Source organism: Faecalicatena contorta, assembly GCF_001404335.1.
Taxonomy (GTDB): Bacteria; Bacillota; Clostridia; order Lachnospirales; family Lachnospiraceae; genus Faecalicatena; species Faecalicatena contortus_B.
The window spans coordinates 79,311-92,285 of record NZ_CYZU01000015.1; the positions used below are offsets into that span (position 1 = coordinate 79,311).

At 41.6% G+C, this 12,975-nt stretch carries 7 protein-coding genes; all 7 read right to left on the reverse strand.

From position 1 onward, the window contains the following. Positions 1–80: 80 nt before the first annotated feature. Positions 81–1,376, reverse strand: a complete 1,296-nt coding sequence (locus tag ARB69_RS09750) for a sensor histidine kinase (RefSeq protein WP_055057315.1) — start codon at positions 1,374–1,376, stop codon at positions 81–83. After that, a complete protein-coding gene (locus ARB69_RS09755; RefSeq protein ID WP_055057314.1) occupies positions 1,373–2,110 on the reverse strand; it encodes a LytR/AlgR family response regulator transcription factor in 738 nt (245 codons plus the stop codon). The genes ARB69_RS09750 and ARB69_RS09755 overlap by 4 nt, the downstream gene beginning before the upstream one ends. 88 nt (positions 2,111–2,198) lie before the next feature. Next, positions 2,199–2,438, reverse strand: a complete 240-nt coding sequence (locus ARB69_RS09760) for a helix-turn-helix domain-containing protein (protein ID WP_008688092.1) — start codon at positions 2,436–2,438, stop codon at positions 2,199–2,201. 284 nt (positions 2,439–2,722) lie between these two features. Then, a complete protein-coding gene (locus tag ARB69_RS09765; RefSeq protein WP_024728263.1) occupies positions 2,723–2,929 on the reverse strand; it encodes a PIN domain-containing protein in 207 nt (68 codons plus the stop codon). Between the two features lie 27 nt (positions 2,930–2,956). Beyond that, on the reverse strand, positions 2,957–5,716 hold the full coding sequence (locus ARB69_RS09770) for a YodL domain-containing protein (RefSeq protein WP_055057313.1): 2,760 nt from the start codon (positions 5,714–5,716) through the stop codon (positions 2,957–2,959). Positions 5,717–5,796: 80 nt separating this feature from the next. Then, on the reverse strand, positions 5,797–12,330 hold the full coding sequence (locus ARB69_RS09775) for a DEAD/DEAH box helicase family protein (protein ID WP_242857572.1): 6,534 nt from the start codon (positions 12,328–12,330) through the stop codon (positions 5,797–5,799). Continuing rightward, entirely contained in the window at positions 12,258–12,602 is a 345-nt protein-coding gene (locus tag ARB69_RS27655) for a TnpV protein (protein ID WP_070102393.1), read from the reverse strand. The genes ARB69_RS09775 and ARB69_RS27655 overlap by 73 nt, the downstream gene beginning before the upstream one ends. Positions 12,603–12,975 lie beyond the last annotated feature (373 nt).

Below are 12,975 nucleotides of genomic sequence, written 5' to 3' on the forward strand. Positions count from 1 at the left end.
CCGAAAGTTTACACAAAAATCGCCCTCTTTTCAATTACCGTGGCAAAAACGGTAACTTTTTGGGCGATTTTTGCACATCTTTATTTTATTGTAAAGATAAGCTTAACAGAGAACTCCCGTTCTCCGGCCTCCACTCTCATAATTCCCGCATACTTTTTAACCAGTTTTCCCACCGTATGCAGTCCGATCCCGTGACTGTCTGCATCTCTTTTGGTGCTTATGTACCGGTCCTTGTCCTTTAACAGTGGAACAACATACCCGTTGCAAAATTCCATAACAAGGAAATGTTCCTCATTTCCCATATACATCCTGCATTCCACATATCGGCCATCTTTTGTCTTTTCTGCCGCTTCCAGTGCGTTATCCAAAAGATTACCTACGATTGAGATCATATCCAGTTCTTCCAGAAAGTCCAGCCTGAGATCATTACCCAGAGTAATCTTATAGGAAATATTTTTAGATTCCGCAAGGAATTTCCTTTCGCACAGGATGCTGTTCAAGATCGGGTGTTCGCAATACACACCTTTTTGAAGGCTCTGAATCCGGACACCTAAATGTTCCATAATCTCCTTAACCTCTTGATTTTCTCCTTCTTCCATCAAACCGGCTACTGTACAAATGAATTTATTTATATCGTGTAAGAATGCCCTGTTATCCTCATTGACCTTATTCATATACTGTAAATTAGCAATCTCCGCCCTGCTTTTCTGGTAAAGCCGGTCCATCTTCTTCACTTCTTCTGATTTCTCTACAAACCGGTCAAACACTGAGAAAATGAAGATATTCGTCAATAGCAGCAGCGAAGCTCCTACCGGAACCATAACCCTGTTCATTCCTTCAAAAGAAATATTTGAATAAAACACACATCCTAATATAATGATCGTAGCGGTTGGCAGCATGAGCAGCACAGTAAAAGTTTTATTCTCAATCGTCAGATAATCCCTTTTTCTCGTTACCTGATTAATGCATTTAATAAACAGAAATGTCATGGTACTCATCAGTAGTAGCGCTAATGTTTTTTCTATTTCCGTCCCAAAACCCTCAGATGCACCAGTCACGCCATACGCATTCGTAAGCGTTGCAAAGAGAAATTCAGGAATAATTGCCAGCACATAATAGCAGCATACTATAACCAGCTTCTTCCATATATTTCCCCGGAACACAACCATTGACACAATCATATACGTTACCGGAATCATTACCATATTAAATATTGAGGATTCCAAGTGGTTGATTCCGAGCATTATCAGCGCTACGACAAAATATACGAGAAATTTTCCCCAAAAGTTTTCTCTTCTGTATGGAAGCATGTTCTTTTCCAGATCTTCCAACAGATACATCTGAAGAAGGCAGATCAAAAAATCTCTTACTATCATACCATGCCGTTCCTTTCCCCAAGAAACATGATCAGAGCGTCAGCAAACTGACCTTTTCTCGACCTTGAAACATTCAATTGGATTCCCATCTGTAGCAGCGCCACATTCTTTTCCAATCCTTCCACTTTCGCCAGATTTACAATATAACTGTTATGTGCATACTCAAATCCCCTTCCGGCCAGACGTTCATATAAATCGCCTAAAGATTCCTTACAATGTATCTCATCTATCTCCCCCTGCCTAGCAACGTATATAGAGCAACCCCTTTTCGCCAGACAGATATATAAAATGTCTTCCGTATAGATACGAATTACTCTTCCCGCTGATGTAACCGTCACGGAAGAATCTCCACAGTGCAATTTTACTTTTGATAAAATCGCAGGGATTTCCCTTTTCAGACTTCTGTCATGCAAGTCTTTCATAATATACCGGAACGGCTGCCCAATATTGATGCTGTCTGAAGTCGGCTCAAAGTATCCGGAGCAGAACACCAATATCGCTGCTTCATTATATTCCCTCAGCTTCAGTACTGTTTTATTTCCATCCAATCCAGGCATACGCATATCCATAAAAATCAGATCATGCAAAATATCCGCATCTTCCAATAATTCTTTTCCTGATTCATATTCATAAAACCGTATCTCATTCGAAGACAGAATCCCTTCCGTTTCTATGACCGTCTTTATTTTCTCCCTGTATTCTTTATCATCGTCGCAAATTGCTATTTTACACATATTCATCCTCCAGTGTTAGTTTCTTCTAACCCTTTCCCATAAAAAAACCATCTTGCAGAATCTGAATCCTAAGATTATTTACCTGTTCCTATAACTCCGGTTCCAAATCTGCAAAGATGGGATCTTCAAAAAATTCCTGTATTGTAATATCCAATCCATCGCATATCTTTTTAATTGTAACTACGCCAGCATTCCTGCTTTGTCCATACAAAATATTTTTCAGTGTTGAAGGCGGGACGCCTGAGCGCACCGCCGCTTCATTCACTGTGATATCTTTCTGCTTAATCAGATCGTTTAACCGATATATGACCGCTGTTTTTATATCCACGGTATCGACCACCTTTTTTTCTTCTATTTTATATAAATCGGCTTTAAAAGGTCGCCCATATATAGTCTTTTTGATCTATGCACGATATTTTTTTAACAGTTTTTCTTATTCTAGCAGAAATCCGCTAAATTTCTATATTTTATTAGATACATGAAACCCTGTGAGAACATTTCTGATCCTACGCAGGGTTTTCCACTTTGTTATAAAATTTTTATATTTTGCAGTATGCTGGATCGGGGTTATCATTCAACTTTCCTTCTGCTGCCGATTGTAAAAACATATTTTTACGAATAAATATTCAGCAGTTCTTCCGGAGAAAGCAGTGTAATCCAAAAGGAAAGAAAATCCTTTTTATTCCTTGTCACAATCGCATCACACTGATTCTCCTTCGTACAAGTTGCAAGTAGGCAGTCTTCAAAATCAGATACTCTCTGCAAATAAGCAGGCAGCACATCTTCGTTCGTCACTGTCAGCACTTTTGCTATGTCCAAAACGGAGCCAAGTGCCTTTCTATAAATTTATACCGTTCTTACATCCCGATCAGCTCCTCTCTCCAGCTCATCTTTTCCCTGCTTTTCTTGGATTTTTCTCTTATTGATTTCCAGTCGTTCATGAATAGATGGCTTCTTTGCCTTCGTAGTTGCTTTATTCTTTTCTGTTTGCATACTCGAAACTACCTTTTTCACAGCTTTGTCATTATCCCCTTTTGTCACATTCGCTGCTCTTGACGCTTCTACTCTGCTGTCCTGCTTTTCTGCAACCTGCCGTTCCTGCTTTTCCTGCACACTTTTTTCTTCCAGACTGCAAAAGCTCTGCAAATATGGCAGCACATGGTTCTGCATATCGGTCAGATCTTCCATACACTTCTGAAACTCTTCATTTCCCTTGTTTTTCAGATAACCAATCCAGCTTTCATCCGTAAGTTTCAGTTCATTTTGGAGTTTCAGCTGACTTAAAATACCGCCATTTCCTGTTCCAATATCTATTTTCCCTTTGAAATGTTGCATCATTTTATCGCCTTTTTCCGCATAATATATAGTAAAAAACATCTGGGCTGTTACCATCGGCTCATCCGTCCTCGGATTACGGTCTGCGTACCATTCCTTATCCTTCTGTGCAGTACGGGAATCCAGATCTGAGAGCTTCTGACAGCGTGGTTCCATCAGCTCTCGCTTTTCACAGTAATTCACATACACCATCGGCTCTGTTTCTTTGGATATATCTGGTTCGTAGGATTTCAGCCGTTCCAGCAAAACACCTGCCCACACGGACTGCTCACAGTCTTCTTCAATCACATCCTTCAGAAAGGAAATATAAGAACCAACATTTCCACTTTGCAGATCCAGCATGACTTCCTGTATGGTATCCTGCCCTGGCTCTACATGGTCCCGATAGTCATACGGATCGAAGTCTTCCGCAATCTCATCCAATGCTGCTGCCAGTTCTTCTGTTGTCATTTTTTTCGGATACATTGCCTCACGCACATCCTGAATCGGGATATATTTATAATCAGGCAATGCTTTATGAATCTTCTCCAAACCTTCACGCACCACCGGCTGATCTTTTAAAAACCGCACATTATCCAAGAAGTCGCCGTGTATCGTTGTTCCCATTACAATTAACAGTTCTGTTTCATCAAACAAGCTATCCTCCGGATCACGATAAATAATCCCCATTCCACTGCCTTTATAAGCGTTTTCCGGATCTTCTCTGTACTTCTCATAGATTGCTGCGATTTCTTTCACATCTGTGCTTTTCTCATAAGCTCCCATATCATGAATTTCATCACATTCTGCAGCATAATATTCCAGATAAGCTTCTTTCTTAGGCGGCATATTATTGAGTACATTATCAATCATGTTATAATTGGCCTCTTCCAGTTCCTCCACCTTTGCCAATGGCTTATATTCGCCCTGGCTTTTCTGAATCTCTGCCATTACAACTTCATCCATTTCTTCTACTTTCTCCATCAACCGATCATAATCTCCACGGATGCGTTCTCCAGTCCAGCCTTCGTCTTCCAAAAGTTCCTCCGCCGCTTCTTCAATAGAAATTTCATCATTCTCATAAACGCCACCATCCATCAAGCGGAAATCTTCATCGTAAAAGGAATAATCATATCCTTCTTCTGTTCTCTGAATAGCAAAGTAACGTTCTCCTACCTCATATGCCAGTTCACTAAGGACCTGTTCTTCCAGATTCAGGAAAGAATCTAGCTGTTCAAAACTGATACTGTCTACAAAATGAGCAGTTACTTTTTCCCCGTCATTCAGAACTACGATATCACTGACAGACAGGGAATGCCCACGGAAATCTTCCGGTCTATCAATGTTGAATCTTTCAAAAATATCATCCAGTGACATATTTCCTGATAATTCACCAACATAGACCAGCTTGTAATCTTCTTTTTTTATCTTCATACCATGACTTTCAATAAAACTCATATTCATAAAAGCATAGTTTTCGCCCGGTGAATCATCCCGGATCTGATAAATACCAAATACCCTTCTTGTTCCTAACAACAGGTTTGCTTCTTTCAATGACTGAATCTGTGGATATTTCTGCATTTCCCATTCCAGGTTACGGAAACGCTCCAGTTCTGTCATAGACATCTGATAATGCTCTGGTCCTCGTTCAATTTCCATACGTTCTGTGACATACATCGGTGATGAAAAATTAGTGATCAGATAGATATCTGCTCCTGCATCGTATAATTTCAGTGCTTCTTCCTGCTCAATGACACTCATAGGCTCCTGAAATGCTCCTAAATTTTCTTCTGCATAATCTAGGTTGTTATCCTTTATCCGTTCCCACATCTGCAATTCCATTCCAAACAAACCGTCGTGTGCCTGTATCATTTCTTTACTCGCATATTCACCTTTACTGCCATCACTTCCAAGGCAATAAATCTTAGAACCCATTCTGTGATAATCCAAGGCTGCTTCTTTTCTAAGTGGCACCATATCTTCTGCTGTATATCCATAGTCACGTAATTCCAGCTTACCTATGGTTGGATCCAGCAGTTCTTGAATATCCATTCTTGCGTCATCCAGCAAATCCTCTACACCTTCTTGATCTGCCTGACTCACTGCATCTGCCAGATTTCTTACCAAATTCCTAACTTTCTCTTCCTCGCCGATCAGATTCGCATATTCAAAAATCTGTTCTTTTACATCTGTTGAAAATTCTATATCTCTACGCTCTGCCTGAGCAATCCGTTCCTGCGTATATTCCTGCATTTTCTGCGTTTCTTTTCCTGTTATCATACTTCTCGCCATTCAAATTCCTCCTGTGTTCTAAAAAATGGCATAACAGGCAGAACCTTCTTCTACCAAATTATGCCATCTTTCCTGTTTATTTATTCCAGACCGAAGTCCCGTTTTCTGTTTTCCTTGCCAGTTTCACTTTCCCGCTGACTCTTTTCTTTATAAATCTGCAGTTTTTCATGGATAGAACCACGTGTCGGTCTTTCTTCTTTCTCATCTGATTCAGACACCTCTGTTTCTGCATCTTCCCGTTCATCCATATTGAGCAATGCATTTAATTCTGACAGTCGCTCCAGTTTCTGGTTCAACTCCTCTTCTTTTGGAAATGGCTTTCCAACCTCTTCTTTTGCATTTGCAAGCTGTTCATATACTGTTTCCAGTCTTTGTTGTGCTTCTGAAAGCTTCTCTGGATAACTGTCCAACAGATTGTTGATACGAGTAATATTTCCAAGTGCATCTGCTCCAAGATGAACTTTCGAGACAGCCTCATGTTTGACAGATAGAATAAATTCTTTACTCCATCCATCAAACTGAATCCTCATATTGAATCCCTGATAGTTTCCGATATCCATCGCAGCATCTACAGCTTTAATATCTTTACATACCGCCAGAAGTGCTGCTCCTGCCTCTTTCTTTTCTGTGAACTCTTTGCCGCCAATCTCCATAGTAAACTGCTCTGGATCTGTGATTTTATGCTCTGAGTAATGAGCGATGTCTGCCTTGTAGCTGTCAATGATTTCTGTCAGTTTTGCAATCTGTTGTGGAAAATTCCTTGCAATATCATCTTCCAGGCGGTACTGGTTATTCATGTGGTTGGCTTTTAAAAGTTTTAATTTTGCCACATCAACATCCAATGCCATCTTCTCTTTTACTGCTGGATTTCCGGTTGCAAGAGCTTTGACCTCTGCATAGGAAAGTGCCGCTTCGTCCACATCTTCACAGCTTCGCACAGGTGCTTTGCTGGTCATAATCTGAGAAATGAATTTCTGCTTGTTCTCAACCAACTGCCACATGTAGCTGTCAAATGTGGATTCAGTTACATACCGGAAGATATGAACCTTTTTATTATGATTTCCCTGACGGATAATACGCCCTTCCCTCTGTTCCAAATCAGATGGTTTCCAGCCAATATCCAGATGGTGCAACGCAATCAGACGGTCCTGCACGTTGGTCCCGGCACCCATCTTTGCTGTTGAGCCAATCAAAAAACGAACCTGCCCGGATTTCACTTTTCCAAACAGCTCCGTCTTCTTTGCTTCTGTATTTGCATCATGAATAAAAGCAATCTCTTTTTCCGGTACACCTTTCGCTATCAGTTTCTGCTTCAAGTCATCATAAACATTGAAACTGCCATCACCTTTCGGTGTGCTCAAGTCACAGAAAATCAATTGTGCAGATTTCTGTGCTGCCGTGTCTTTCCAGATCTCATAACTTTTCTCTGCACAGACTGATATTTTGCTTTCTGGATTATCTGGCAATAATTCGTTCACCAAACGCTGATCCAATGCCAATTTTCTTCCATCATTGGTAATTTTCAGCATATTATCAACCGAAGCATCTACCCCTCCGTTTCTGACAACTTCTGCACGTTCCCCCAGACTTTCTACGATTTCTTTCTGCTGTTCCGTTGGTTTCAGCACCACTGTTTCATATTCCGCCTCTGGCACAGGAAGCTTTAACTGATCGGAAGTCTTGATATCTGCAATCTCCTTAAACATATTCATCAGTTCCGGAATATTATAAAATCTTGCAAATCTTGACTTTGCACGGTAGCCTGTTCCTTCTGGTGCAAGCTCAATGCTCGTGACTACCTCGCCAAAGGTGGAGGCCCAGGAATCAAACAGTCCAAGTCCCATATTTTGTAATTTGCTGTTCTGCAGATACCTCTGCATAACATATAATTCCGTCATGCTGTTGCTAATCGGTGTGCCCGTAGCAAAGGTAATGCCTTTTCCTCCGGTAATCTCATCCAGATACTGACATTTATTAAACATATCCGCCGACTTCTGTGCTTCATTCTGTGCAATCCCGGCTACATTTCTCATTTTTGTATAAAGAAATGCGTTTTTATAACTGTGTGCTTCATCTACATATAAATGATCCACTCCCAGTTCTTCAAACGTAACTACCTGATCTTTTTTCTCTTTCTGATTCAGTTTCTCCAGCCTTGTCTGCAATGTTTTTCTTGTCTTTTCAATCTGTTTGACGGTATAACGTCCACCATCCTGTTCATACCTTGCACTCTGGATTGCCATTTCCAGATCATCAATCTGCCTCTGAAGCATGGCTTCCTGTTTCTCATCAGAGATTGGAATACGCTCAAACTGGGAATGACCAATAATAACAGCATCGTAATTTCCCATAGCGATTCTGGCACAGAACTTCTTTCGGTTTGCCGGTTCAAAGTCTTTCTTGGTTGCTACCAAAATATTTGCTCCTGGATATAACTGCAGGAACTCCGCTCCCCACTGCTCTGTCAAATGGTTTGGCACAACAAAGAGATTCTTTTGTGATAATCCCAGACGTTTGCTCTCCATTGCCGCCGCTACCATTTCGTAAGTCTTCCCAGCTCCTACTACATGTGCCAGAAGCACATTATCACCGTATAACTGATGTGCGACTGCATTTTTCTGATGCGGACGAAGCTCTATTTCCGGATTCATTCCTGGAAAACTCAAGTGACTACCATCATATTCACGGGGACGGATACTATTGAAACGCTCATTGTACACGCTTACCAGCCTTTCTCTCCTCTGCTGATCCTTAAAAATCCAATCTTGGAATGCAGCCTTCAAGGCATCCTGCTTTTGTGATGCCAACATAGTTTCTTTTTTATTCAAAACTCGCACTTCATCCCCATTGTCATTTACGACTTTATCATAGATTCTAACATCTTTTAGATTCAAGGTATCTTCCAGAATCCGGTAGGCATTTGCTCTCTCCGTTCCATACGTTGCATAAGCAAACGCATTTCTTGGACTGTCGGCGTTCTTTCCTGTAATCCTCCACTCACCATTTACCTCAGAGAATTTTACCTGTATTTCCTTCTGTGCAAGATACCTCGGCGTATGAAGCAGTTCCACCATAAAATCCTGATAATCCGAAGGTTCAATCCAGGTGGCTCCAATACGCACTTCAATCTCCGACGCTTCCAGATCTCTTGGCTGAACTGCCTCCAATGCACGCACATTCGGTGTGAATTCCGGATGATTCTCTGCAAAAGTTCTCGCTGTATTTAATTTATCTCTGACGTTTCCAGACAGATATTCATCTCCGCTTTCCCACTGGTCTGTCAGTGGATTTTTGAAGATAACTCCAACCAGCTCTTCTGTGATTTTCTCTTCGGTCTTTCCGGTCAACTGTGCCATATATGGAAGATCTATTTTAGCCTTTTCATTTAGGGACAGAGCAAGTGCTTCTGTGGCTGTCTCCACACTTGTCACAGCGACCGCCTTTTTAATGGTTCGTTTGGTGAACATGTCCGCTTTCCGCTTCAATGTTCCATCTTCATTCAAGTCTTCCAGGGAACACAGCAGACAATAAGAAGAGTCATCAGAAAATGCACGTTTGTTAGCATTACTTCCAATAACTCCATACTTTGCTGTGTAGGTATCATACACCTGATTCAGTTTTTTCTGCTGTTTCTGGATTTCTTCGTCTGTGACAAATTCTTCCATCTGCATGGCGATCAGTTCACGAACGGTATCACGGATTGCAACCATGCCTTTTACACGTTCTGCAGTGACTGCAGGCATTTTCACCTGATTCATCAAAGAATTGACACGGTAATATACCTGATCATCTACCACCGTATAGCTGTAATTTCGGACATTCGGATCTGCCGGAATACTCTCTGGCATCTCATCCAGTTCTGCCTCTATATCTACTGCCGCTACCATGCTTCCTCTGATGTGTTTTACAGCTTCTTGTAACTGTAATTCCAGATCAGCTCCTTCCATTGGAGCACAGGTTGTTTCCATACCATACGGACCGGACACTTCTTTCATCTCACCAAGAATCAATCCCGGATGCTGAACAAAATACTTGTTAATGGTAATCCCATTTGCATCACTCTCCAAATTCACCCAGTCTGGCATCTCTTTTGTGAAACTCTCACGCTTCTGGAAAAACAAAATATCAGCACTGACTTCTGTTCCTGCATTTGCCTTAAAAGCTGTGTTCGGCAGTCGGATAGCCCCCAGCAGGTCTGCACGCTCTGCCAAATATTTCCGGACTTCCGGTGATTCCTTGTCCATAGTTCCCTTTGTTGTGATCAACGCAGCTACACCACCTGGACGTAACTGATCTATAGTCTTGGCAAGAAAGTAATCATGAATCATAAAATTGTAGCGGTCATATTGACGGTCATTGACCTTATATGCACCGAATGGCACATTTCCGATTGCCACGTCAAAGAAATCATTGGGATAATCCGTCTTCTCAAAGCCTTTGATCTGGATATTGGCATCTGGATAGAGAAGTTTAGCAATTCTGCCACTGATGCTGTCCAGTTCCACTCCATAGAGTTTGGACTGGTTTAGATTCTCTGGAAGCTTTCCAAAGAAGTTCCCGACTCCCATAGATGGCTCCAGGATATTTCCCTTTGTAAATCCCAGATTCTCCAACACCTGATACATACTTTCAATCACAATCGGCTGTGTATAATGAGCATTTAATGTGGAAGCTCTGGCTGCAGCATATTCTTCCGGTGTAAGGACGGTCTTTAATTCCAAATATTCTGTCTCCCATGCAGATTTTGTCTCATCAAATGCATCTGCAAGACCTCCCCAGCCGACGTACCTGGATAAGATTTCCTGTTCCTCTGGTGTCGCATTGCGGTTCTCATCCTCACATTTTTTTAACAGCTGAATAGCCATAATATTGGCTCGGAATTTCTCCTTCGGTGTTCCCTGTCCAAGTTCATCATCTGTGATATGGAAGTTCGTTGCTGGAATCAGTTCTGCTATTCCGTTAATCTCTTCCAATGATTCTTTTTCTTCCAATACCTCAGCTTCTCCCGACAGTTCTTTTTCTTTTTTATCATAATCTGTCCACACACGTTTAGAAATAGCAGTAAAATAGGAAGACTCTTCCTCCATGATTTCTTCCTTGATTTCCCGTAATTTATCTAAGGTATCCGCATTTACTGTTTTGTTGTGATAATGATAATAAAGTACTTCTTGTCCAAGTTTTACATCCAGACGTTCCAATTCTTGTGTTGACATTCGATTCCAAATATCATCTTTTTCCGTATGAATCGTGAAACCTTCTCCATCATCATGATATTCTAATGTGTATTGAAGTCGATTCTCTTCTCCCTTAACTTTGCAAGCAAAATCATAGATTTTTGTTCTGGTACCGGACATATATTCTGAATCAACTAGTCGCAGATCCGTTATATCTTCCGCTGTAAAAGAATCCTGTTCCAGCTGTTCTCCTAACATCTGCTGTGCTTCTTCCAGGTCTGCCAGTCTTTGTGCTTCCTGTCGTTCTTCGTACTTTTCCATTTCTTCCGGTGACAAATAATCATCTGTGCGGATTAACTGGCGAACACGTTCTGCAACCTTGTTCCACTTTAATAAAACTTCTACCTCTGGACTGCCAATTTTCCCTTTTGCAAGTTTTAATCCTTTTGCATCATGGGATGCGTCGGAAGCATCTGCTCCTGGTATTCCGGGTGAGGAACCACCTGTTCCATACTCATTTTTCAGGAACTCAGCTGCATCTTTCATATCATGATGTTCCATGAAATACTCATAGATTCGGTTACGTCCTCCTGCAGTAATGCCGCCTCTTCTTAACACTGCGTCAATTTCATCCTGTGTGATAAAGGATAGTGCCGGACGTTCGACCGTAAATTTCTGGTCTACCCAGGAACGCTCCCTCTGAAGATCCTGAAAGCGTTGGAAATATTCCGGATTATGCTGAATCTCCCAGCGGTGATAATCTCCCGGATTCTCATCCATATATTTCTGCAGCCATTCAAAACGATAGACAATCGCATCTGCTTCCTCTTGATCTGTCCATGCTCCACTCACTACATCCTGCCAGTCTGAATATGATTGTTTCTTTTCCCAGTTTCTGCAAGTATCCCGAAAATGAAGTGCAAGAAGATTGGTCATTTCTTCCTGCTCCTGTTCAATGGCATTATTGGAAATCAAATTATCCACGTAATTTCCATCCTCATACATATCCCGAATTCTGTTCGCTGCTTCTTCCCACGTAACCATGCGGTCAAAGTTTCTTCTGGCAGAGTCCCCTCGCCGGATACGGATACCATCATTGTCATACCAGATACTGATTTTCTGACCATCTATGGTAAATCCTTTGCCACCAGTTCCATATTCATCTTTCAGAAAACTCCGCATTTCTTCATTATCCAGACCTTCAATCAGTCTTGCTGTAATATGAAACAGTGTATTTTTCTGTCCGCTTCCCGTGCGGAGAATATCATTTACCACTTCATCGGAAATAAGAAAAGCGGCTGGCTGTTCCAATGCAGCTGCCGCTTTCCTTATTTCTCCTAACTGTTCCTCTTCTGTTGGGAACAGACTTAACTGTAAATAATCTCCTGAATCACCAGCTCCTCTGCCTGTGCCTTGATCTGGTTCATGTGTCTGGTCCATGCCATCCCGTCTGCCATTTTGTCCGGTGCCGGATCTTTCTCCAGAAGTTCGTTCATCAGGTCGTCTACTCTCTGTCTTGCCTGGCTGTCGATCTCCATCAGATGACTGTCCAGACGGTTCTGCAGTGTCAGAATGTTGAACCTGGCTACCTTGTGATTTCTCAGATACTCTTTCCGCATCATTCCGTACTTGCCGATGGTTCCTCTCGTCTCTTCCAGGCTGATATCTGGAATCTGATACTCTCCGTTCTGGCTGTAACTGATCTCTCTCATAGTCTGTTTCCTCCTTTTTTTCTTCTCTATCTTCTGTGTTATCTGTATTACTTTCACGCATTAACGTGTTAAATTCATTATAGACTACTTCTTTTTCTTTTGCAACCGTTTTCAGGTCATTTTCCAGATTATTCAGCACATATCGTCCAATCTGCATCAGGACTGGTCTGCTGATCTCATTGACTGCACTTCCCAGATGTCCTAATACTATCAGCTGATTAAAGTCCGTAATATGCCGAAAATCCTCTGCATCCAGATATTCCTGTGCATCCAGTCCACACCGGTTTAGTAATACATACCAGACACTATTGGTCATCAGTTCCCGAAATTCGACTTCCTGATTCTGTTCGTCCAGTTCTTCCAGAAATGTCCC